Raw genomic sequence first — 21,738 nt, 5'->3', positions numbered from 1 at the left:
ACCTCAGGCCGGCATGTCGTTGGCCTTGGCGTCGCGCGACCAGACCCGGTGACCACGAATCGCCTCCTGGAAATCGGCGTAGAGATCGTCCACGGTCTGCGCCGAGAACACACCGTCTTCCGGCACCTCGATGCCAGCCGCCTGCAGCACATTGGCACCGTCGCCGAGTGCAGCGATCGGCTTGAGGTGCTTGTAGGCCTCCTGCACGTAGTAAAGCCCCAGGCCGGAACCCGCCAGCGCCTTGACACTGTCATCGCCAGGGGCCACCGCCACGGCGTCCAGAGTCACCGACGGCAGACCGTTAAGCATGGCATCCGGGGTCAGGGTGCCGCCTTGAACGGTCGCCACCGGCGCCATCGACGGCGCGATGATGAGCCCCTGGGCCCCCTCGGCTTCAAGGCGCTTCTGCAGTGCTTCCACCTGATCACCGTCGACCCCGTCGGCGGCCAGGATCGCCACCTTGCGATAGCGAATATCCGGCTGACCGCGATGCATCAAACTAAGCGCCGAGGAGGCGTCCAGCGACGTGGTGCCCAACTCTTCCGAGGGTGCCGGTGGATGCTCCGGCGGCTTGACACCATGCACCTCGCCTACTCGGCGCGCGAGCTCCATGTCGATATTGGGCAGGATCTCCTTGATCACCCGCTCACGGATCCACGGACGCTCGACCTTGGACAACTCGAAGGCGTAAGCGGCGATGATGTGCTCTTTCTCGACGTCACTCTGGCTATGCCAGAACAACCTGGCCTGGGAGTAGTGGTCGCCGAAGGACTCACTGCGCGCCCTGACCTTGTGAGCATCGATGCGCTCCTGATAGCTCTCGAAACCGCCGTTTTCTTCCGCCGGCGGGGTCTCTCGGGGCCAGCCATCCTCGATCGAGTTGGGCTCGTAGGAAACCTGGCCCTTGTTGATGGTCTGACGGTGCGGGGCGTCGCGCTGGTGATTGTGGAACGGGCACACCGGCTGGTTGATCGGGATCTCATGGAAGTTCGGGCCACCCAGGCGCAGCATCTGGGTATCCAGATACGAGAACAGGCGCCCCTGAAGCAGCGGATCGTTGCTGAAGTCGATGCCGGGTACCACATTGCCGGGGTTGAAGGCGACCTGCTCGGTCTCGGCAAAATAGTTGTCCGGGTTGCGATCCAGCACCATCTTGCCGATGGGAGTCACCGGCACCTGCTCCTCGGGAATCAGCTTGGTCGGATCGAGGATATCGAAGTCGAAGGCATGCTCGTCTTCTTCCTCGACCACCTGAATGCCGAGCTCCCATTCCAGGGCATCGCCATTCTCGATGTCGCCCCACATCTCGCGGCGGTTGAAGTCCGGATCACGCCCCCACAGCTTCTGGGCCTCGTCCCAGATCAGCGAGTGGGTGCCCGCCAGCGGCTTCCAGTGGAACTTGACGAAGCGGGCCTTGCCTTGTCGATCGATCAGCCGGAAGGTGTGGACGCCAAAGCCTTCCATATAGCGGTAGTGCCGCGGGAAGGCCCGGTCGGACATGGTCCACAGCACCATATGGGCGCTCTCGGGCATCAGCGAGACGAAATCCCAGAAGGTGTCGTGGGCCGACTGCCCCTGGGGAATCTCGTTGTGGGGCTCGGGCTTCACCGCGTGCACGAGGTCGGGAAACTTCATCGCGTCCTGAATGAAGAACACCGGCATGTTGTTGCCCACCAGGTCCCAGTTACCCTCATCGGTGTAGAACTTGGTGGCAAAGCCGCGCACGTCGCGCACGGTGTCATTGGAGCCGCGGCCGCCCTGCACGGTGGAAAAGCGCACGAATACCGGCGTCTTCTTGCCGGTATCCTGAAACAGTCCCGCCTTTGAGTACCTTGCCGCCGCCTCATAGGGCTGAAAGTAGCCGTGAGCCGCCGCACCGCGGGCATGGACGATACGCTCGGGAATGCGCTCGTGATCGAAGTGATTCATCTTCTCGCGGAAGATGAAGTCTTCCATCAGCGTCGGGCCGCGCTCGCCGGCCTTCAGCGAATTGTGGTTGTCCGCGATCCGGGTGCCCTGGTTGGTACGCAGGTCATGCCCGGTCGCATCACTGCGGTAGGTCTCGAGATTGTCGGACTTGCTGTTGGCGTCGGTACAACGCTCAGTGTCATGAGCCTCGTCTCGATTCGGTTGGGTGTACGGATTCTTCGCCATGACAAACACTCCGTTGTTTGCTCGGGAAATGAGCCTTCCACGCCACCAGGCGTGGGCCGTCATCGGTCCGGTCGGCGCCAACTACCAGTCACACCGCCAAACAAGCCATTCCCTTATAGGCAAGAGATCTACAACTCTCAAACCTCCATCGAAGCACCCTCTTATGCAAAGAAACGAAACACCTCTTCTATATCAGCAAGTTAAACCTTATACATAGAGTTAACAAAAGTTAGACTCTTACATACGCACACCTGCATTACATTGCCTTACGTGATGCGCAACCCTAAATCGAGAAGGCGTCTCGCGCTCGGCCGCACCGCCACCCGGGCCATCGAGCGATGCGGCAGCTTGGCACACACATCCATCTTGCGAGTCGGGCCGACTCAGCTCACTCCTTTCTTCTCAGCTCCGCCACCTGCTCAAGGTCGAGTCCGCAGATCTCTGCGATTTCGCGGTCATCCATGGCGGTGCGCGCAAGCAGGTTACGCGCGGTTTCCAGACGCCCTTCCAGGCGCCCTTCGTCGAGTCCCTTCTGCTTCCACTGTTCAGGCCATCGTTTGGCACGTTCCGACAGCATGGTGTGTACCTCCTCAAGGTCATTGAGCGCCTGCCACTGCTCGTGGTCGTCCTTCCCGCCCGGCACCCAGTTGGGCAGCAGGACGCGCTTGATCCATGTCGCGAAGTGGCGCCGCAGCCGAGCCTGCCCGGGTGATTTCAACCACTCCACCAACTGGCCGATGGTGTCGATCACGTCCTGTTGGCTGTGGTGATACTCCAGCCGAAAGATAGCGGCAACCAGGTTGCGGGTGTCCGTAGGCCAGCGCTCGTCGGCGACGATTGCACCTTCATCCAGCAGCAGATAGGACTGCGAGGGTTGGTAGCGAGCCAGCTCCGTCGCTGCGGGATGAACCAGTTCGGACAGTTCCTGCGCTGCGCTCCAGCGCCTTTCTCCATTGTAGAGGACGATAGGCAGTACCGGCGGCAAGCTGCGCTCGCTGGCCAACTTTCTCTGCTTCACCAGGTCCTGATACAGCAGCCCCACGTAGGTCATGATGCGCAGCGCCATGAAGGGATCGACGCTGCTCTGAAACTCGATCAGCAGATAAAGGTACAGCCAATCATCACCAGAATGCACCCGCCAGATCACGTCACCTTCGCGGTCGCGAAGATCATCCGTCACGAAACCGCCGCTGACCTTCTCCAGGCTGTCCAGGTCCAGCCGCTCGACCCACTCCCCTTCGACGAACCCCGTCAAGAGGTCACGTATCACCTTGGGCTCACTGAACAGCAGCTTGTAGCTCTGATCGTGTCTATCACGCATGGCAGGCTGGTCCATTTATGCATCCTGAACCAGACAATGACGTGGGCCCCTCGAGAGCTCCAGCGCACGAGAAGATCTCGGCAAAGACCAGCCAAAAAAGTGATACGTACGGAGCAATCTAAGTGGAGTTGTCAAAATACATGCTGAAAGGAAACGGCTTTAAGGCTCCTTTCCCTGGCATTTCAGAAAGTCTTGTGGCAAATGGCGTTAACACCCTTCAGGCATCGGTCACCCCATCTAACGATCCTCGTCAAACTCAGGTCAAATCGCTCAACGCAGGGATATCGTTCTGGATAGACTACAACCAAAGGCACTCCCTCTCTGAATGCCACCAGGGTATCGATACACCATTTCCTGCCGGCACCGCGCCCGCGTATCCGCGTAGAAATCCTGGCAGTCATGGTCCAGCCAACATTTAATGAGAAGAAAAGGAACTACAAGACCATGGATACACCACTGGAAAGGGCTAAACGCACACTTCGACTTGCCTTTATCGAACACAAGGTACAAGGGGGCCTCGCCGGCAGGGACCGGTCGATCAACTATTTCCTGGATGTCATGGGGGATGTGCTCACGCCCTGGGCCATCGATAACCTGCCCCCTCGTTTACTGAGTGACCTGTTCATCAACCTGCTTCAAAGCTACCAAGCAGGTCTGCCGAGAAAGGACATGGGGCAGGCTCTGCTCGAGGATATGACCCCGACGGGAGTAGCCTTCACGCTCTACCATGACCAAGGCTCCAGGTACCCTTACAACGAGCCTGAGCCGCTCGAGGGTGAGGCAACGGATAAAGTCGTTTCACTATTCTCGAGGTGACATATGCAGGAGATGGTTGAGCAGATCCACAGCTACATGTGGTCGTTCTGTCAGAAGGCTCGGATCGATGTTGACCCTGTCATGCTCAAGCGGAGCATCGGTCAGCAAGTGTCTGGCGCCCTGCTTGTCGTCTCGCCGGAAGCCCTCAAGCGCATCGGCCATACTCGCCTGGCCGTCATGATCGATGTGGCCAACCGCCACGACCTCTCCCTGGCTGAACTGTTGAACGAGGCACTGGTGGCTGGTGCTGACGATGCTGCATCCGTTTGCCGATCACTTCAAACCAGGAAGGAGCACATTCAGAAAATCAAAGCGCGCTCGAGGCTGACACTCGTCAGGCCCACAGGACCTCCTCTCGCCTAGGCAACAACCGACAGACGATGCTCCCCACCATTGCATCGACGAGGAAGCCGACCTGGCGGGCACTGACTGGCCCGATGTTTCTCAGCTTCAATCCATTCTCCAGCACTTTTGTCACACCACGTCGCCCACCAGATCTACTGCAGAACTTCGCCCAAGACGACGGCGATGTTGCATGGCTCGACATGTTCACGAATCAGCGAGCTACGACGCCAACGAGCGCGAGACGGGACGCTGCACCTCGTTATCGATTCTTCCACCAAGGTCTACCCCATTCGAGGCATTCCTGCCTTGCCTAAAATGTCAGACATTAACTATAGTAACGTCGAACATTATGGAGACTTGGATGGACGCTCTCGCTTCACTCCCGAGGCCCGCCGAGGGTCGCGGTGCCGCGGCGCTGGCCGAGGTACTGGCACGGGCGATTCTGTCGGGACACTGGCAGCCGGGGGATCTGTTTCCTCGGGAGCTGGATCTGTGCCAGCACTTCGAGGCCAGCCGCAATCGGGTGCGTAACGCCCTGGGCGAACTCAGCGCGGCGGGTCTGATCGAGCGCACCGCAGGTCGCGGCACCGTGGTGCGCGATATCGTCGACTGGCATCTGCTGGATCCGCAGATGAGCGGCTGGATGGCCAGCCTGGACGCGCCCCACCCGCAACTGGTCGAGGCGGTGTTCGCCTTTCGCCTGGCAGCGGAGCCCTATATCGGCGAGCTGGCGGCGCTTAACGCCTCCGGCGAAGACCTGGCACGCATCGAACGCGCCTTCGTCGGCATGCGCGAGACCGCCGATGCGCCCTCGCAAAGACTGGCCCACGCCGAACACGATGTAGCCTTTCACGACGCCATCTATCGCGCCAGCCACAACCTGGTCTGGCGCCAGATGGGGCTGCTGTTGAGACCTTCCATCGTGGCCCTGATCCAGCGCTCGCAGCGCCATGCCGGAAGTTCCTCTGACGGCCCCACGGACGACGCAGCAGGTGGCCATGCGCGTGGACTCAGCGATAGCCTGGAGCGCCACCGCCAGCTACTCGAGGCGATTCGCCTGAGGCAGCCAGAGCAGGCCCGCCGCGCCACCGAACTGCTGCTCGAGCGCACCGCACGTGACCTGGACAAGACGCTCCCGGCCAGTGGCATCACGACACCTGCGTCGCGACACCTTTAAGCCCGTCCGCCCGCTTCACCCAACCCCATCGACATCGGGCCAAGCAGGCCCCCACAAGAGGCATCGACCATGAAGATCACCCGACTCAAGACCTGGCAGGTTCCGCCGCGCTGGTGCTTTCTGAAGATCGAGACCGACGAGGGCGTCTACGGTTGGGGCGAGCCGGTCATCGAGGGCCGGGCCGCCACCGTGGAAGCCGCAGTGCACGAGCTGTCGGACTACCTGATCGGCCAGGATCCGCGCAATATCGAGCACCTGTGGAACGTCATGTACCGGGCCGGCTTCTATCGCGGCGGCCCGATTCTGATGTCCGCCATCGCCGGCATCGACCAGGCGCTGTGGGACCTCAAGGGCCGCGAACTCGGCGTCCCGGTGCATCAACTGCTGGGCGGCAAGGTGCGTGATCGCATGCGCATGTACGCCTGGACCGGCGGCGATCGTCCCGCCGACGTGGGTGCCGGCGCCAAGGCACTGACCGATCAGGGATTTACCGCCTTCAAGATGAACGGCACGCCGGAGATGCAGATCGTCGACAGCCATCGCAAGATCGACGAGGCGGTCGCCCGCATCGCCGAGGCTCGCGACGCCGTCGGCCCCGATGTGGGCATCGCGGTGGACTTCCACGGCCGTGTCCATCGGCCCATGGCCAAGACACTGATGCGCGAGCTCGAGCCCTATCACCTGATGTTCATCGAGGAGCCGGTGGCACCCGAGCACCTGCCGGTGCTCAAGACCATCGCCCAAGATCTGGCTACCCCGATCGCCACCGGCGAACGCCTGCACACCCGTTTCGCCTTCCGTGACCTGCTCGCCGACAACATGGTCGATATCGTCCAGCCGGACCTGTCTCACTGCGGCGGCATCAGTGAAGGCTTGAAGATCGCCACCCTGGCCTCGGCCTACGACGTGGCCCTGGCGCCCCACTGCCCGTTGGGCCCGCTGACCCTGGCGGCGTCGCTGCAGCTGGATGCGGTATGTCACAATGCCTTTATCCAGGAACAGAGCATGGGCATCCACTACAACAAGGACAACGACGTGCTCGACTATCTGGTCGACAAGAACGCGCTGGCGATCGAGGACGGCTTCTGTGCCATTCCCGAAGGGCCAGGCCTGGGCGTCGAGATCAACGAGGCGTTCGTCGAGGAACGCGCCAAGGTCGGACACCGCTGGCGCAACCCGGTATGGCAGCACGATGACGGCTCCGTCGCCGAGTGGTGAGCGACGGCTGATCGCGTTGCCGAACAATGACAACAGTACTGGTGGATGCGCGCCCCAAGGAGCCATCCGCCAAGTTCGAGGAGACGTCATGTCCCGTTCCGCATCCCCCTGCCTTGGCGAGGCTCACGCCATCGTCGAGGCCCCCTGCGAACTCGGCGAGGGCCCCAGCTGGGACGCCCGGCGTGGCGAGTTTCGCTGGCTCGATATCCTCGGGCGCCGCTTACATCGCTACCGCCTCGAAGACGGCGATCATCAGTCCCAGGCGCTGGATGAGCTGGTGTCCTTCGCCGCCCCCTTGACCAGCGGTGATGATCTGCTGGTCACCGAACACGGCCTCAAGGAACGCGACCACGCCCACGGCGGCGTGTCACCCTGGCGCGAGGTGGAGGCTGACAACCCGGTGACGCGCAGCAACGATGCGCGCATCGATCGCCACGGCGGGCTGTGGTTCTCGACCATGGGCAAGGCCGCCGAAGCCGCAGCCGGAAGCCTCTATCGCCTGTACCGCGGCGAGATCTTCTGCCTGAAGCAAGACATTACCATCCCCAATGCCCTGTGCTTCTCGCCGGATGGTCGCCTTGGCTACTTCACCGACACCGCCACCGGGGTAGTCATGCGCTGGGCGCTCGACGCCGAGGGCTTCCCGTTGCGCCAGGATGGCGGCGCCTTCCTTCAGGACGGGGTAGCAGCAAGGCCCGAGCAATTGGCCGAGCCCGAACCCTGGGCGGACTTCAACGACGACCCGGGAAACCCGGACGGCGCAGTGATCGATGCCGATGGCTACATGTGGCTGGCGCTATGGGGTTCAGGGCGGGTTGCCCGGCTGACGCCGGATGGCGAGGAGGTCGGTCATGTCAGGGTCAACGCCGACCAGCCCTCCTGCCCGGCCTTCGGCGGGCGTGAGCTGACCACCCTGCTGATCACCACCGCCACCGAAGGACAGCGAGAACACAAGGAAGGCCGCCAGGACGGCGCCACCTTCCTGTTCGACCTGAGCGAAGCGCTTCCCGGCGTACGTGGGCTCGATGATCCACCGATCGCACTGCGCTGAATCGCTGCTCACATGCCTCCGCTTTAGGCTTGTCCATCGGCGGCGGCGCCCCCAGGTTTACGACGCACCCCCAGAGGCCTGAAGCATGAGCGAATCCGACTCTCCCAAGGCCGCCATCATCACCGGTGGCTCACGCGGTATCGGGGCCGACATCAGTCGGCGTCTGGCCAACGATGGCTATGCAGTGATCATCAACTACGCCCATCACCGCGAAGTCGCCGACGGCCTGGTCGAGGAGATCCTGGCCCAGGGCGGCGCGGCGCTGGCCGTTCAGGCAGACATCTCACGCACCGACGAAGTGGCGCAGCTTTTCGACACTGCCATGCAGCACTTCGGTCGCGTCGATGCGCTGGTGAACAACGCCGGCGTGCTCAAGGCGGTGCCCATCGCCGAGGCGGCGGACGACGACTACGACACGCACTTCGAGACCAACACGCGCGGCACCTTCAACACCCTGAGGGAAGCCGCCTCGCGACTGGAAGATGGCGGCCGAATCGTCAACCTGTCGAGCAGCGCGCTGGCGCTGAATCTGCCTGGTTACGGGCTCTACAACGCCACCAAGGCTGCGGTGGAGTCGCTGACCCGGGTGTTTGCCGGCGAGTTGCGCGGCAGGCGGATCACCGTCAACGCGGTAGCGCCGGGACCGGTGGATACCGAACTGTTCCGCTCGGGCAAGACCGAGGAACAGATCGAAAGGTTCACCCATATGCCACCACTGGAGCGACTGGGCCAACCGCGAGACATCGCCGCGGTGATCGCCTTCCTGCTAAGCCCCGAGGCCGAGTGGATCAATGGCCAGGTCATCCGCGCCAACGGCGGCTTCGCCTGAAACAGCGTCGTCAAGGCTCAGCGCAGTTCTTCGTTGGCGGCGTCGCGGATGCCGTCCCCGACGCGACTGCGCAGCCACTCGGTGGCGGCCTCGTCGGTCATTGGTCGTGAAATCAGGAAGCCCTGCAGCATATGGCAGCCTTGCTCCGCCAGGTGGTCAGCCACCGTCTGGTCTTCCACCCCCTCGGCGACCACGCTGAGCCCCAGGTGGTGAGCAAGCTCGATCGTGGAGGACACGATGACGTCGTCCTCGGACCCCTTCACCAGCTGCATGACGAAAGACTTGTCGATCTTCAGCTCCTGGACCGGCATACGCTTGAGCTGGGCCAGCGACGAATAGCCTGTTCCATAGTCATCGATGGCCAGCTCCACCCCCATGGCGCGCAATGACTGCAGCTTGCGCGCCCCCATCTCCGGCGACTCCATCAGCGCGCTCTCGGTGAGCTCGATGCACAGACGCTCACCGCGCAGGCCATGGCGGTCCAGCGCCCGCTCGACCCGCTTGATCAACCCTGGCTGCTGCAGGTCCATGGCCGAGATATTCACCCCGAGGCGCATATTGAGCCCTGCCTCGCTCCACCTGGCCAGCTGCTGGCAGCCGGTGTCGATGACCCACTGGGTCAGCTGGTGGATCAGCCCCGAGCGTTCGGCCAGGGCAATGAATTCATCCGGAGGGATGCGCCCGAGCCTGGGGTGATCCCAACGCAGTAGTGCCTCCATGCCGAGGGCCCGGCCTGTCAGGGCCGACACCTGGGGTTGATAACGCAGCGAGAATTCACCGTTGCTGGCGGCGTGCTGGAGATCGCGCACCAGAGACAGATGGCGCAGATGGCGTTCGTCCTGGCCGTGCAGGTAACACTGGTAGGACTGGCGTAGCTGACGTGCTCGATCCAGTGCGATTTCGGCCCGCCGCAGCAGCAGGTTGGCCTCGCCGCCATGCTCCGGATAGCGCGCCTCGCCCATGGCGCAATCGAGTGTCACCGGCGACCCATCCAGACGGATCGCCCGGGTCAGTCGACGATGCGTATCCTCAAGCCACAGCGGGTCGAGATGAGACACCGACAGCAGCAGCAGGAATTCGTCGCCACTGAGACGGTAAGCCCCTGCCTTGGGTGCCGGCAGATCCGCCAGGCGTCCGGCCAGCGTACTCAGTACCTGATCACCGAAGTCATGGCCGAAGGTGTCGTTGATCCGGCGCATATGGTTGATGGTCAGGCGCAGCAGGGTAAAGGGACGCCCGGTGGCGATGGCAGCCTCGATATCCTCGTTGGCGCATTGGCGATTGCCTAGCCCGGTCAACTGGTCCTGGCGTGAGCGCTTGCGAATGTCGGCTTCCCGGCGCACCAGGTCGTTCTGCATCTTCAGCATGGTCGAGGACAGCAGCCCAAATTCTCCCTGGCGGGGAAGCCGATCGAGATCCAGAGGTTCCCCTCGCCCCACACTCTTGGCCGCCCCTACCAGCCGCAACAGCGGCAGACTCACGCCTCGAGCGATCAGGATGGCGGCCACCAGCATCAGCGCCAGGCTGATCGCCAGGATGATCGCCAGCTGGCGCTTTATCGCCTGATAGTCGGCCAGCAGAGTCTCGTAGGAACGTTCTACCACGAGCTGGATACGCCCCTCTGCATCCTCGAACAGCGTCGAGGCTTGGCGCAGACCCTCGCTCCCCACAAGGCCTACGTCCTCACCTTCACCCACCTGTACCTCGAAATGGGTGTCGCTGCGAATCAGCGCCGACAGCGCCGTTGCCATGTCCTCGTCGAGGCGAAACCCCATGACCAGCCAGCCCGCGGACGTCGTCCCCCGCACCGGATGCAGCACAAGCTGAAAGGCCTCGCCATCATGAATGAACAGGGTGATGGTCCCATCGGTGCGTCTCGCCTGATCCCGGAGGTCAGGGAAAGCATCCGTAGCCCCGGTATCATGATGACTCGACACCATCACACGGCCCTCATCATCGAGCAGGCTCACCATATTGGCACCCATGCGCTCCGCGTACTCGCCAAGCACGTCCACTCGCACCGCGCTGTCGAGCGGGTCGATGGCCTCGCGGAAACGCGGATCTTCCACCAGCAGATCCACACTGTCCAGCAATTGCTGGCCCCAGCCATCGAGCAGGGCTTGCGCCACGCCGGAGGCCACGCCCAGTTCCTTCTCGCCCTGCTCCATGGCGGTCGTCTTGAGCGCACTGAGTACCGCCCATGACACGACCAGCTGGATCCCGATGGTCAGGACCAGCATCACCAGCAGTAGCCGAGCACGAAAGGACATCGAAAGGCCTCCACAGATTGTCGATGGCGCCACCACCACACAAACGCTGTACATAGAGTGGCAGATAAAGTCACCCGTAACCCCCTCACGGGCACTGCGGCCTGGCCGGCTTAGGCCACTTCAGGCACAGACTTCACCCTTCGGCTTCTAGAATAGCCATACTGTTACTAAATGTAACTAATATTCACAAAATCTTTGCCGTCTTGCCCCGCGCAGTCGCGGCAAGTCTGGCCGACGAGGTGGCGGCCAGTCCGTCATGAGCTCTGATATGCTGGGGTTTCATCACCGACGAGAGACCCACATGACCGGATCGACACCTCGCAGACGACCCTATCAATTGGCAGAGACCATCAAGGGCTGGATCGTTGAGCGCGAGCTGTCACCGGGTGATCGCCTGCCCGGTGAGGCGGAGTTGATGGAGATCCTCGGCGCCTCCAAGGGCACCGTTCGTGAAAGCACCCGGGTGCTGGAAGCCCAGGGGCTGGTCGAGACGCGTACCGGCCCCGGCGGCGGCGTATTTATCCGGGAAATGAGCGAATCCCGCGCCATCTCGCTGCTCAGCCACTATCTCTATTTCAAGGACATCTCGATCCGCGACATCTACCAGATCCGCCTGGCGCTGGAGCCGGAGCTGGTAGCCTCGCTGGCGGGGCAGGTCGAGGCTTCAGAGATCGCCAGGCTGCGCCAGTCACTTGCGAGCTACGCCGAGCCCGCCTGTGACCTGGACGCCGAGCGCCAGCAGCACATCGACTCGCTGGACTTCCATGAACAACTGGCGCAGCTTTCCGGCGGCAACCCCTTGCTGTCCTTCATCATCCGCTTCACCGCCCAAGTGCTGTCAGACCTTACCGTCTATCGGCGGCTGTACGAGCCCGGCGACCATCACATCGGTCCCGCCGGCTGCCAATATCACGCCTGGCTGCTCGACGCCATCGAGGCCGGCGACGGAGAACGCGCCCGCACCCTGATGCGCGAGCATCTGCTGGAAGCCCAGGCGGTGATGCACGACAACGAAGCGCAGGTGCGGCGCGGTTTTCTCAACGAAGGTTAACGACCATCAGAGGCGGAGGTGCGAGTGCCTTGCCCACCTCGGCGACGCCTATTGCGCTTTCGGAGTCAGGTCCTTGAGAAACTGCATCAGTACACGCGTGGCCGCCTCACCGTCGGCGGCGGTGATGGCTTCGTCCGGATGGTGACTCAGGCCATCGGTACAACGCACGAACAACATGCCGATACCGGTCAGGTCGCACATCGCCAGACCGTCATGACCGGCGCCGCTGAACAGCAGATCAGCCGGCTCATCGCACCGTTGGCAGGCATCCCCCAAGGCCTCGATCAGCCAGTCCGCGCAGGCCACTGCTTCGGCCTCATAGGTCGTCTCCACCGTCAGTGACAACTCGCGCGCCTGTGCCAGTTGTCGGCAGGCGGCCAGAATGTCCTCGCGACCACGACGCCGAACCTCGGCGTGGGGAGAGCGCAGCTCGAGGGTGAACACCACCTCGGCAGGAATCACGTTGACCGCGTTGGGGCGTACCTCCAGCTTACCCACCACCCCGACAAAATCCTCGGTGGCGTTAAGGATGCGGTCGACCTCGGCGATCATCTCGGCAGCCCCCACCAGCGCATCGCGACGGCCCGGCATCGGCGTGGTGCCGGCGTGGCCTGCCTTGCCGGCAACCGTCAGCCGGTGACGCTCGATCCCGGTCAAGGAGGTCACCACGCCGAGAGCGTGATCGCGCCGTTCAAGTACCGGCCCCTGTTCGATGTGGACCTCGACGAAGCCCAGCACCGAGTCAGGATCTCGGGCCAATGACGGAATTTGCTCAGGATCACCACCAAAGGCCCGAAGCGCCTCGCCCACGCTGATGCCATCGGCATCCCTGGCCTCCAGACTGGCAGGATCGAAGGTACCGGCCAGGGCACGACTGCCGATCAGCGTCGACTGAAAACGGGTCCCCTCCTCATCACCGAAGGCCACCACTTCGACGCCGTAGTCGAGCTCGATCCCATCCTTCTTCAATCGCTCCAGCGCCAGCAGCGGCAGCGCTACGCCGAGCATGCCGTCATACTTGCCACCTTCGACCACGGTGTCCTGGTGTGACCCCATGATCAGCGTGCGCGCGCCGGCGCGCGCCTTGTCGCATCGGCCAACCAGATTCCCGGAGGCATCCAGTTCGGGCTCAAGTCCGGCCCGGCGCATCCAATCGGCGATAAGTTCGAGTACCTGGCGGTGTTCCTGCGAGCAGAACTGCCGGGTCACGCCGGCACCAGGCTCCGAGAAACACGCAGCCTCGTCGAGGCGCTCGAGCAGTTGTGCGCCGAGCGTCATGGTCTCGTGGTCAGCGGTCATGATATCTCCAGATCGGGTGCCTTCAGGCACCGGAATAACCAAGGAATAGCGTCAACGACGCGGCAGGGACGCCAGAAAGTCGGCAAAGGCAGGCGCGCGCACACGCCTGGCCAGGGCGCGCAACTCGCCCGCGATATCGCCCTCACACCAATCGACACGCAGATCGAGGGGGGCCTGGGTGAACGACTCGATACGCAGGGCGGCGGAGCGCGTGCCTCTGACGTCGCCCCCCTCTGCCAGGGCGACCTCCAGGGCGTCGATCAGTCCCTCGAGCAGCGTCGCCTCATAGTCGTCGCGGTACTCGGGCGTTGCGCCCTGGCGCACGGCGTCGGCGTTGGTACAACAGGTATCGACAAAGGCATGAGCCAGGGCCTCGACCACCTTGGCGCTGGCCAGCAGGTTGCCCGCCGCGGCCACGCCGGGATAGCAACAGGAAGCGACAGTGGCGAGGTTGTCAGCACCGCTATGCAGCGCTGAGCGCCCCTGAGCATCCATCACCAGGCACTGGCGCAACGCGGCACCCTTGTCGGCGTCGACCTGCCGGGCAAGCGCACCGCGGGCATCCTCCCCCCGTTCCAGCGCCCGGCGGACACCGTCGGGATACCAGGGGTGGGTAACCCGCCCCTGGGTCGCGCAGGCGCCGACGCCACGCCACACATGGTGAACGTAGCCGCCCACCGCCACACCTCCGGTAGCGGTGAGGGCCGCTACCGTGCCGGTAGCCGGATGAACATGCAGCAGCGACAGTGTCATGGCGCAACCTAGTAGCCGACCATATGGCCGATCACCAGCCCACCCCAGGACAGCAGGTAGACCAGCGCCATGAAGGGCAGGATAGCCTTCAGCCACTTCTCGTAGGACACCCGGCCCAGCGCCAGCATCGCCAGGGTGCCACCGGAGGTCGGCACGATCAGGTTGGTCAGGCCGTCACCCACCTGGAAGGCGGTGATCATCAGCTGGCGGCTCATGCCGACCAGGTCGGCCACCGGCACCAGGATCGGCATGGTCACCAGCGCCTGGCCAGAGCCGGATGGCACAAACAGATTGATCACCCCCTGGACGACGCTGGCCATGATCGCCGACAGCGCCCCCGGGATGTCCTGAATCAGACCGCTCAAGGCGTAGACGATGGTGTCGATGATCTGGGCGTCCTTGAGGATCACCTGGATCGAGGCGGCCAGGCCGATGACCAGGGCGCCCGCCGTCACGCCGGATGCCCCCTCCATCATCTGCTTGACGATCTCGTTGGCCGACAGGCCGTTGACGATGCCGATCACGATGGCGATCAGCAGGAACATGCCGGCAATCTCATTGATGTACCAGCCCTGGGTAAAGACCCCCACCAGCATGGCGGCGAGGCCACCGACGAACACCACCAGCGTGAGCTTGTCGCGCTTGCTCATGTGGTACTCGTCCAGCGACTTGCTCATGGCCTTGGCGTCGTTGGGCTCCTCGAAGTCCATGCGGGTGACGAAGCGACAGATATACCAGGACAAAAGGCCCAATGAGGTCAGCACCAGCAAGGCACGCAGCCAGGCGCCGGAAAAGGTCGGTAGCTCGGCGATGCCCTGGGCGACACCCACGGTATAGGGATTGATCGGCGACAGTGCAAAGCCCACGCCGATGCCACCCACCGCCATGGTGGTGCCCACCAGGCTGGAGCAGCCCACCGCGCTGGCGATCAGCACCGCGATGGGCACCAGCGCAATATTGTTCTCGAAACCGACGGCCACACCGAAGAAGCCGTAGATAAAGGTGCCGGCGGTGATGATGACGTTACGCCGTTCGACGCCGACGCGATTGACCGCCACCCCGATGGCGTTCTCGAGGGCGCCGGTGCGTTGAAGGATATGGAACAGCCCGCCGGCGATGAACACGATGAACAGGTACAGAGAGGCCGCGTTCAAGCCCTTGGGAATCGCCACGAAGATGTCGAAAGGCGAGATCGCCGCCACGTCGCTCAGATAATGAAAGGAGTCCGGCACCACGCGGGTGCGTCCATCCTGCATGACCCGCTCGAACTCGCCGGCGGGAATGATGAAGGTCAGCGCATAGGTGGCGAGCAGGATCAGGAAGATCAGCACCATCGGGTCTGGCACCGTGCGATACCACTTCTTGCGCTCTTTCAGCGTCTGGTCGTGGGCACTCATGGAGTTGTCCTTGTTGTGGAAGAACCGTTCTGGATCGTTTGTCGAAGAAGGCCTGGCGATGGAGTGACGCCGCGAGCGTATCGCGGCTACCTCCAGATGAACAAAAGTATTTATCATGATAAATAGAGGGTCAAGTCGGAACCGACGAGGTATCCGGACTGCCAGCGTTGGCAGGTGACGCGCGATTTGCCTGGCGCCCCGCTATGCTCAGCAACATGGGCGCAGGATAGTGCGCCCACCGCCTGAACATGGCCCGGGAGGATGCGATGGAAGAACTGGAACAACTACCCTTCGTGTCGCTGCTGCTGGGAGAGGTTCAGGCCTACCTGTCAGACATTGGCTCTGCTGGCCCACGACTGGCCGCCGGCCTGCTGCTGATCCTGGTGACCTGGCTGGTGGCGAGATTCGGCCGCGCCCTGGTGGCGCGGGTGGCCGACAAGGCCAAGCTCCGACGCAATCTGCGCGATGTCCTGACCATGCTGACGGGGCTCTGTCTTTGGCTCGGGGGACTTCTGATCACCATCACCCTGATCTTCCCCACCGTCACTCCCGGCAAGGCCCTTACCACCCTGGGCCTCGGTTCCATCGCCATCGGCTTCGCCTTCAAGGACGTGTTCGAGAACTTCCTCGCCGGCCTCTTGATCCTGTGGCGAGAACCCTTCCAGATCGGCGACCACATCGCCCTGGAGGCCAACGACGTGGAAGGTCAGGTAGAGCAGATCACGGTGCGCGACAGCCGTATCCGCCGCACCGACGGCCAGATGATCGTGGTGCCCAACGCCCTGCTGTTCCAGCAGCCGGTCATCGTCCGCACCAACCGCGATATCCGGCGCACATCCATCATCGTTGGCGTCGCCTACGACGAGGACGTGGACCAGGCTCGCGAGATCATCCAGGGCGCGGTCGCCGAGGTGGACTCGGTGCGCAGCGACGTACGTGCGGTGCAGGTCTTCGCCAAGGCCTTCGGCGCCAGTTCCATCGACTTCGAGGTGGCCTGGTGGACCGGGTCCCGCCCCGTCGACATCCGCGCTTCCCGCGATCAGGTGGTGGCATCCATCAAGCGCGCGCTCGATGAGGCCAATATCGAGATTCCCTTCCCCTACCGCACTCTGGTGTTCAAGGACCAGGCAGAGGCCGAACGCTTCCATCCTTCGGAAGCAGGTCGCCCACCAGACTTATGAACCAGCACTGTTTACGCGGTTCGTACTAGAAACTACGTGATCGCCTATCTAGACCAAGAGAGAAAATGGGTAGGATTCAAGTCGGAAGGACGCAGCTTATCGAACCAGTCTCCCTCAACTGCACACCGGCATCACGCTGGATCTACAGGACGAGATACCGATGCATCGCCCTACTGCTCCCGGATTTCCCGACCCTGTCGCCCCCGGTCACTCATCGCCCCAGGCCTTCGAGCTCAGGCGAGTGCTGCCGGGCTACTGGTTCGACAGCCTGGCGGGGCGCGAGAGTCGTCTCGACTTCTGTCTCAACGCTACCCTGGCGCTATCGTTCTACTATGCCGCCCTGTGGGCGACCACCATCACCGCCCCCGCCCTCGAGGACGCATTGACGATCAAGGCAGGCTTGCTGGGGATCTGGTGGGTTGTCATCAGCCTTCAGCCCTTGGTGCTGCACGGCACTCGTCGCCTGCACGACCTGGGCCAGGCGGGCTTGTGGAGCCTGATGCTGCTGGTCCCCGGCGCCAACCTGCTGCTGACGGTGGTACTCGCCATGCAGCCCGGGGAGTCCAGCGACACCGAGCACGACGAACGGGGCTCCACCAGCGGTGCAGTATTGGTGCTGAAGCCACTGCTGATCCTGGCCACCTGGGTCGGGTTCTTTTACGTCTTCCGTCAGTAGGTGCCGCAAAGCTCGGCCCTTCATCACCGGTCACCCGATCCGCAACCCATGCTGCTTGAGCTTGCGCACCACGCTTGGCTGGCTGATGCCCAGGTGTTCGGCGATGGCGTAGGTGGTGGGAAGGGTACGGCAACAGTCGGCAAGGATCTCACGCTCGCGCCGGGCCAGGGCGGCCTTCAGGCTCTCGCCCCGGGCAAGCGGCAGCTCGGGTCGAGCTGCACCTGGAGCGGATAGTGTCGCGGGTGACGTAGCGCCATCAGCCAGCGCAGCGGAGGCTCCGGTGACAGACGCCGCCGTCTGCTGCGCTTCACGCTGCTGCCCGCCGAGCTGCCCTACCGAGGCCCCCGTGGACGGCACCAGCAGATCGCCCTGGATGACATCGTCACTGGATAACCAGGCCCTTTCCAGAGTGTTTTCCAACTCACGCACATTGCCCGGCCAATCCCAGCCCATCAGCGCCTGCCACACGTCTCGCGCCAGCATCTTGTCGCGTCCATAACGCCGATTGAGGCGCTTTAGCTGGCGCTCGACCAGGCCGGGAATATCCTCGCGACGCTCGCGCAGGGGCGGCAGGGTGACAGGAATCACGTTCAGCCGGTAGTACAGATCCAGGCGAAACAGGCCCTGCTCGACCCGTGCCGACAGATCCTGATTGGTGGCCACCACCAGGCGAAAGTCGACCCGTCGCGGGGCCCTGTCCCCAAGCCGGGTAATACTGCCATCCTGGATGGTCTTCAGCAGCTTGGTCTGCACCGCCAGGGGCAACTCGCCGATCTCGTCGAGAAACAGGGTGCCGCCCTCGGCCTGCTCGATCAGCCCCTTGCGGCCCCCCGGCGCGGCGCCGGAAAACGCGCCCTTTTCATGGCCGAACATCTCCGATTCAAACAGGCTTTCGGGGATGGCGGCGCAGTTGACGTCGATAAAGGGGCCATCGCGGCGAGAACTCCAACGGTGCAGCTGGCGGGCGAAAGCGGTCTTGCCCACCCCGGACTCGCCCAGCATCAAGACCGTGGCGTCGGTGGGCGCGACCCGCTTGAGCAGCAGCGCCACCTCGCGCATCAGCTGGCTTTTCACCTCCAGGTCATCGAGCTCGGCCTCGAGTGCTTCGCTGTCGCTCTCCAGCGCATGCCCCCGGCGCAGGTGCTCGCTAAAGCGGCGCTGCAACAGCGCGTACTCCTGCTGCAGCAGCTGCAGATCGGTCAAGTCCATGGAGCGGCTGACCACCGCCACCAGCCGCTCACCCTCGAATACCGGATGGGCCTGGGCGATGACCCGGCGTCCGGTGCCGGTGCGCTGGACCAGCTGGGCCGGCCGCCCGCTGCGAATGACCTCCAGGCTGACCGACGGGGTCAGCACGCCATCGGCCTCGAGCCGCTGCACGCTGGTGGCGCAGAGCTCTTCGCAGGACATGCCGTAGACCGCCGCCGCCCCAGGACTGACGTCGCGGATACGACCGTCCGGCGCGACGATGAAGAAGTGGTCGTGGGCGGTATCGATGATGGTCTTGAGAATCTTGGTGTCGTCGTCGCTCATCCAGCGATCCATAAATGCATCATTGATTCAGAAGTGTATCACGATGCGTCGAGATCGTGATTCACTTCTGGATCACTTCTATCACCACAGCAGACCATCCCTTGGAATCTCTGCACCTCTATTACATCTTTAGTATAAATGCTCAAAAGATGGCACGGCGTCTGCATCACTCACAACAACCGTCAGGCCCAGGGCCGCGACCGTCCCCATCCACGATGCCAGGAGTTCCCTGTGAGCGACTTCAATCAACCTCTCGGCGGCAACGAGATGCCGCGCTTCGGTGGCCCTGCCACCATGATGCGTCTGCCCACCCAGACCAGCGCCGAGGGTCTGGACGCCGCCTTTATCGGCATTCCCATGGACATCGGCACCTCCAACCGCCCGGGCACCCGACTGGGGCCGCGCCAGATCCGCGACGAATCGCGCATGCTGCGCCCCTACAATATGGCCACCCGTGCTGCACCCTTCGACAGCCTGCAGGTGGCGGACATCGGCGACGTGCCGATCAACACCTTCAACCTGCCGAAGAACCTGGACATCATCAGCCGCTTCTACGACGACGTCCTGTCCCACGATTGCGTGCCGCTGACCCTGGGCGGTGACCACACCCTGACCTGGCCGATCCTGCGCGCCATCGCCAAGAAGCATGGCCCGGTCGGGCTGATCCATATCGACGCCCACGCCGACGTCAACGAGCACATGTTCGGTGAAGAGGTGGCCCACGGCTGCCCGTTCCGCCGTGCCCAGGAAGAAGGGCTGCTGGACGCCAACCGGGTCGTCCAGATCGGCCTGCGCGGCACCGGCTACGCCGCCGAGGACTTCGACTGGTGTCGCCAGCAGGGCTTCCGCGTGGTCCAGGCTGAACAGTGCTGGCACAAGTCTCTCGAGCCGCTGATGGCCGAGGTGCGCGAGCAGATGGGCGATGGCCCGGTGTACATCTCGTTCGACATCGATGGCCTGGACCCGTCGGTGGCGCCCGGCACCGGCACGGTGGAAATGGGCGGCCTGACCTCGGCCCAGGGCCTGGAGATCGTGCGCGGCGCCCAGGGGCTCAATATCGTCGGCGGCGACCTGGTCGAAGTCTCCCCGCCCTACGACCCCAGCGGCAACACCGCCCTGATGGGCGCCACCCTGCTCTATGAAATGCTGTGCGTGCTCCCCGGAGTCGCGCGCCGCGACTGAATCCTCACAGGGCCAGGGAGTGGCCCTGGCGACAGCCAACGAGGCGCCCGCGTCAGGGCGCCGACCATTACAACAGCAAAGAGTGATCGCCCATGTCCTCCCACCTGCATTCTGCCGACAAGATCACGACCGACGGGGGCAAGCTAAGCACCCATGGTCTGATCAAGTTCCTCGTCCCGTCGTTGATCGGCATCCTGCTGTTCCTGGTGCCCTTCTCGGTCGGTGATACCATCAACATCGGCATGGGTCTGGCCGCCGACTGGCTCAAGGCCACCCTCGGCGACGCCCTGCCCGCCATCGCCACCGTAGTGCTCACCCTGTCCATCGTGCTGACCCTGGTGGTCAAGCTGACCAAACCAGGCTGGGCCCGCCAGGGCGCGATGAAGGAGCTGTTCGACATCGCCCCGCTGTGGGTGGTGATGCGCGCCCTCGGCGCCGCCTTCGCGCTGATGACCTACTTCCAGGTCGGCCCGGAGATGGTCACCGCCTCCTTCACCGGCGGGGTGATGCTCAATGACCTGGCGCCGGTGCTGCTGACCTTCTTCTTTTTTGCCGCCATCCTGCTGCCCTTCCTGGTGGACTTCGGCTTCATGGAGTTCATCGGCTCCATGGTGCGCACGCCCTTTCGCAAGATCTTCGGGCTGCCCGGGCGCAGCGCCATCGACGCCACCGCCTCCTGGATGGGCTCCGGCACCGTCGGCGTACTGATCACCACCCAGCAATACGAGCAGGGCTTCTACAACGCCCGCGAGGCCTCGGCCATCGCCACCAACTTCTCGATCGTGTCGATCGCCTTCGCCCTGCTGGTGACCAGCTTCATCGGCATCAACCACCTGTTCGTGCCGTTCTACCTGACCGTGGTGGTCGCCGGCCTGGTCGCCGCCGTCATCGTGCCGCGCCTGCCGCCGCTGTCACGCAAGGCCAACACCTACTACGAGCCGGTGGGCTGCCAGATCCAGGAAGAAAACACCGGCAACCAGAGCCTGTTGCGCTACAGCCTGGGCATCGCCGTGGCCCGCGCCGAGACCGCCCCGGGCCCGCTCAAGCTCGCCCGTCTGGCGCTGTTCAACGTCGCCGACATCTTCTTCGGGCTGCTGCCGCTGGTCATCGCCATCGGTACCGTGGCGCTGGTACTGGCCGAGTTCACTCCGCTGTTCACCTGGCTGTCCATGCCGATGGTGCCGGTGCTCGAGTGGATGGGTCTGCCCGAGGCCGAGGCCGCCGCGCCGGCGACCCTGGTGGGCTTCGCCGACATGTTCCTGCCGGCGGTACTGGCCAGCGATATCGAGAGCGAACTGACCCGCTTCGTCATCGCCTGTCTGTCACTGACCCAGTTGATCTACATGTCAGAGATCGGCGCCCTGCTGCTGAAGTCACGGATCCCGCTCAAGCTGTGGGAACTGGTGGTGATCTTCCTGCTGCGCACCGCCATCACCCTGCCCATCATCGTGGTCATGGCCCACTGGCTGGTGGGTTGATCGGGAG

Annotated in this window: 18 protein-coding genes; 11 read left to right on the top strand and 7 right to left on the bottom strand. The window is 63.4% G+C overall.

The window, feature by feature from the left end:
* Positions 1 to 3 precede the first annotated feature (3 nt).
* Positions 4 to 2,154 (bottom strand): catalase HPII, encoded by a 2,151-nt coding sequence (gene katE / locus C9F12_RS13890; protein ID WP_108449245.1) that lies wholly within the window; start codon positions 2,152 to 2,154, stop codon positions 4 to 6.
* 388 nt (positions 2,155 to 2,542) lie between these two features.
* Complete coding sequence (locus C9F12_RS13885) at positions 2,543 to 3,490, bottom strand: Rpn family recombination-promoting nuclease/putative transposase (RefSeq protein ID WP_240184254.1); 948 nt, start codon at positions 3,488 to 3,490, stop codon at positions 2,543 to 2,545.
* Between the two features lie 429 nt (positions 3,491 to 3,919).
* On the opposite strand from C9F12_RS13885, the gene C9F12_RS13880 reads away from it, so the two are divergent.
* The 6 genes from C9F12_RS13880 (at position 3,920) to C9F12_RS13855 (ending at position 8,911) form a co-directional block, all read left to right on the top strand.
* Positions 3,920 to 4,291, top strand: a complete 372-nt coding sequence (locus tag C9F12_RS13880) for a hypothetical protein (protein WP_108449244.1) — start codon at positions 3,920 to 3,922, stop codon at positions 4,289 to 4,291.
* Positions 4,292 to 4,294: 3 nt separating this feature from the next.
* Positions 4,295 to 4,654, top strand: coding sequence for a hypothetical protein (locus tag C9F12_RS13875; protein ID WP_108449243.1), 360 nt, complete (start codon positions 4,295 to 4,297; stop codon positions 4,652 to 4,654).
* Between the two features lie 343 nt (positions 4,655 to 4,997).
* Positions 4,998 to 5,813 (top strand): FCD domain-containing protein, encoded by an 816-nt coding sequence (locus tag C9F12_RS13870; protein WP_108449242.1) that lies wholly within the window; start codon positions 4,998 to 5,000, stop codon positions 5,811 to 5,813.
* Between the two features lie 69 nt (positions 5,814 to 5,882).
* Positions 5,883 to 7,031 (top strand): galactonate dehydratase, encoded by a 1,149-nt coding sequence (gene dgoD, locus C9F12_RS13865; protein ID WP_108449241.1) that lies wholly within the window; start codon positions 5,883 to 5,885, stop codon positions 7,029 to 7,031.
* Between the two features lie 88 nt (positions 7,032 to 7,119).
* On the top strand, positions 7,120 to 8,082 hold the full coding sequence (locus C9F12_RS13860) for an SMP-30/gluconolactonase/LRE family protein (RefSeq protein ID WP_108449240.1): 963 nt from the start codon (positions 7,120 to 7,122) through the stop codon (positions 8,080 to 8,082).
* A gap of 85 nt (positions 8,083 to 8,167) precedes the next feature.
* Entirely contained in the window at positions 8,168 to 8,911 is a 744-nt protein-coding gene (locus C9F12_RS13855; RefSeq protein ID WP_108449239.1) for an SDR family oxidoreductase, read from the top strand.
* A gap of 17 nt (positions 8,912 to 8,928) precedes the next feature.
* Here C9F12_RS13855 and C9F12_RS13850 read toward each other — a convergent pair whose 3' ends face one another.
* Positions 8,929 to 11,181 carry an EAL domain-containing protein gene (locus tag C9F12_RS13850; protein ID WP_162816478.1) on the bottom strand — a complete coding sequence of 751 codons (2,253 nt, stop codon included), beginning with the start codon at positions 11,179 to 11,181 and terminating at the stop codon, positions 8,929 to 8,931.
* A gap of 301 nt (positions 11,182 to 11,482) precedes the next feature.
* On the opposite strand from C9F12_RS13850, the gene C9F12_RS13845 reads away from it, so the two are divergent.
* Positions 11,483 to 12,232, top strand: a complete 750-nt coding sequence (locus tag C9F12_RS13845) for a FadR/GntR family transcriptional regulator (protein ID WP_108133555.1) — start codon at positions 11,483 to 11,485, stop codon at positions 12,230 to 12,232.
* Between the two features lie 48 nt (positions 12,233 to 12,280).
* Here the strand turns inward: C9F12_RS13845 and C9F12_RS13840 are convergent, their stop codons facing one another.
* From C9F12_RS13840 to C9F12_RS13830, 3 genes are read right to left on the bottom strand one after another with little or no spacing between them, the layout of a single operon-like run.
* Complete coding sequence (locus C9F12_RS13840) at positions 12,281 to 13,531, bottom strand: allantoate amidohydrolase (protein ID WP_205254696.1); 1,251 nt, start codon at positions 13,529 to 13,531, stop codon at positions 12,281 to 12,283.
* A gap of 51 nt (positions 13,532 to 13,582) precedes the next feature.
* A complete protein-coding gene (locus C9F12_RS13835; RefSeq protein ID WP_108449237.1) occupies positions 13,583 to 14,284 on the bottom strand; it encodes a DUF1028 domain-containing protein in 702 nt (233 codons plus the stop codon).
* A gap of 8 nt (positions 14,285 to 14,292) precedes the next feature.
* Entirely contained in the window at positions 14,293 to 15,681 is a 1,389-nt protein-coding gene (locus C9F12_RS13830) for an AbgT family transporter (protein ID WP_045993637.1), read from the bottom strand.
* 266 nt (positions 15,682 to 15,947) lie between these two features.
* Here C9F12_RS13830 and C9F12_RS13825 point away from each other — a divergent pair, with 266 nt between their 5' ends.
* Complete coding sequence (locus C9F12_RS13825; RefSeq protein ID WP_108449236.1) at positions 15,948 to 16,862, top strand: mechanosensitive ion channel family protein; 915 nt, start codon at positions 15,948 to 15,950, stop codon at positions 16,860 to 16,862.
* Positions 16,863 to 17,022: 160 nt separating this feature from the next.
* Complete coding sequence (locus C9F12_RS13820; RefSeq protein ID WP_108449235.1) at positions 17,023 to 17,538, top strand: DUF805 domain-containing protein; 516 nt, start codon at positions 17,023 to 17,025, stop codon at positions 17,536 to 17,538.
* 30 nt (positions 17,539 to 17,568) lie between these two features.
* On the opposite strand, the gene C9F12_RS13815 is transcribed toward C9F12_RS13820, so the two are convergent.
* On the bottom strand, positions 17,569 to 19,071 hold the full coding sequence (locus C9F12_RS13815; RefSeq protein WP_108449279.1) for a sigma 54-interacting transcriptional regulator: 1,503 nt from the start codon (positions 19,069 to 19,071) through the stop codon (positions 17,569 to 17,571).
* Between the two features lie 231 nt (positions 19,072 to 19,302).
* Between C9F12_RS13815 and speB the strand changes: the two genes are divergently transcribed.
* Together speB and C9F12_RS13805 are read left to right on the top strand one after the other, a co-directional pair.
* Complete coding sequence (gene speB / locus C9F12_RS13810) at positions 19,303 to 20,253, top strand: agmatinase (protein ID WP_045993646.1); 951 nt, start codon at positions 19,303 to 19,305, stop codon at positions 20,251 to 20,253.
* A 92-nt stretch (positions 20,254 to 20,345) separates the two neighbouring features.
* Entirely contained in the window at positions 20,346 to 21,731 is a 1,386-nt protein-coding gene (locus tag C9F12_RS13805) for a YjiH family protein (RefSeq protein ID WP_083970496.1), read from the top strand.
* Positions 21,732 to 21,738 lie beyond the last annotated feature (7 nt).

The sequence above is a fragment of the Halomonas sp. BN3-1 genome (genome assembly GCF_003056325.1).
Classification (GTDB): Bacteria; Pseudomonadota; Gammaproteobacteria; order Pseudomonadales; family Halomonadaceae; genus Halomonas; species Halomonas litopenaei.
The sequence above is the reverse complement of the archived record's forward strand: the minus strand, read 5'-3'. Positions and strand labels throughout refer to the sequence as shown.

Excerpts from the sequence above, each read along its gene's own strand:
- C9F12_RS13815 (WP_108449279.1), bottom strand. The coding sequence starts at position 19,071 with ATGAGCGACGACGACACCAAGATTCTCAAGACCATCATCGATACCGCC.
- C9F12_RS13835 (WP_108449237.1), bottom strand. The coding sequence starts at position 14,284 with ATGACACTGTCGCTGCTGCATGTTCATCCGGCTACCGGCACGGTAGCG.
- C9F12_RS13830 (WP_045993637.1), bottom strand. The coding sequence starts at position 15,681 with ATGAGTGCCCACGACCAGACGCTGAAAGAGCGCAAGAAGTGGTATCGC.
- C9F12_RS13870 (WP_108449242.1), top strand. The coding sequence starts at position 4,998 with ATGGACGCTCTCGCTTCACTCCCGAGGCCCGCCGAGGGTCGCGGTGCC.
- dgoD (WP_108449241.1), top strand. The coding sequence starts at position 5,883 with ATGAAGATCACCCGACTCAAGACCTGGCAGGTTCCGCCGCGCTGGTGC.
- C9F12_RS13845 (WP_108133555.1), top strand. The coding sequence starts at position 11,483 with ATGACCGGATCGACACCTCGCAGACGACCCTATCAATTGGCAGAGACC.
- katE (WP_108449245.1), bottom strand. The coding sequence starts at position 2,154 with ATGGCGAAGAATCCGTACACCCAACCGAATCGAGACGAGGCTCATGAC.
- C9F12_RS13875 (WP_108449243.1), top strand. The coding sequence starts at position 4,295 with ATGCAGGAGATGGTTGAGCAGATCCACAGCTACATGTGGTCGTTCTGT.
- C9F12_RS13860 (WP_108449240.1), top strand. The coding sequence starts at position 7,120 with ATGTCCCGTTCCGCATCCCCCTGCCTTGGCGAGGCTCACGCCATCGTC.
- C9F12_RS13820 (WP_108449235.1), top strand. The coding sequence starts at position 17,023 with ATGCATCGCCCTACTGCTCCCGGATTTCCCGACCCTGTCGCCCCCGGT.
- C9F12_RS13855 (WP_108449239.1), top strand. The coding sequence starts at position 8,168 with ATGAGCGAATCCGACTCTCCCAAGGCCGCCATCATCACCGGTGGCTCA.
- C9F12_RS13805 (WP_083970496.1), top strand. The coding sequence starts at position 20,346 with ATGTCCTCCCACCTGCATTCTGCCGACAAGATCACGACCGACGGGGGC.
- C9F12_RS13840 (WP_205254696.1), bottom strand. The coding sequence starts at position 13,531 with ATGACCGCTGACCACGAGACCATGACGCTCGGCGCACAACTGCTCGAG.
- C9F12_RS13850 (WP_162816478.1), bottom strand. The coding sequence starts at position 11,181 with ATGTCCTTTCGTGCTCGGCTACTGCTGGTGATGCTGGTCCTGACCATC.
- C9F12_RS13880 (WP_108449244.1), top strand. The coding sequence starts at position 3,920 with ATGGATACACCACTGGAAAGGGCTAAACGCACACTTCGACTTGCCTTT.
- C9F12_RS13885 (WP_240184254.1), bottom strand. The coding sequence starts at position 3,490 with ATGGACCAGCCTGCCATGCGTGATAGACACGATCAGAGCTACAAGCTG.
- C9F12_RS13825 (WP_108449236.1), top strand. The coding sequence starts at position 15,948 with ATGGAAGAACTGGAACAACTACCCTTCGTGTCGCTGCTGCTGGGAGAG.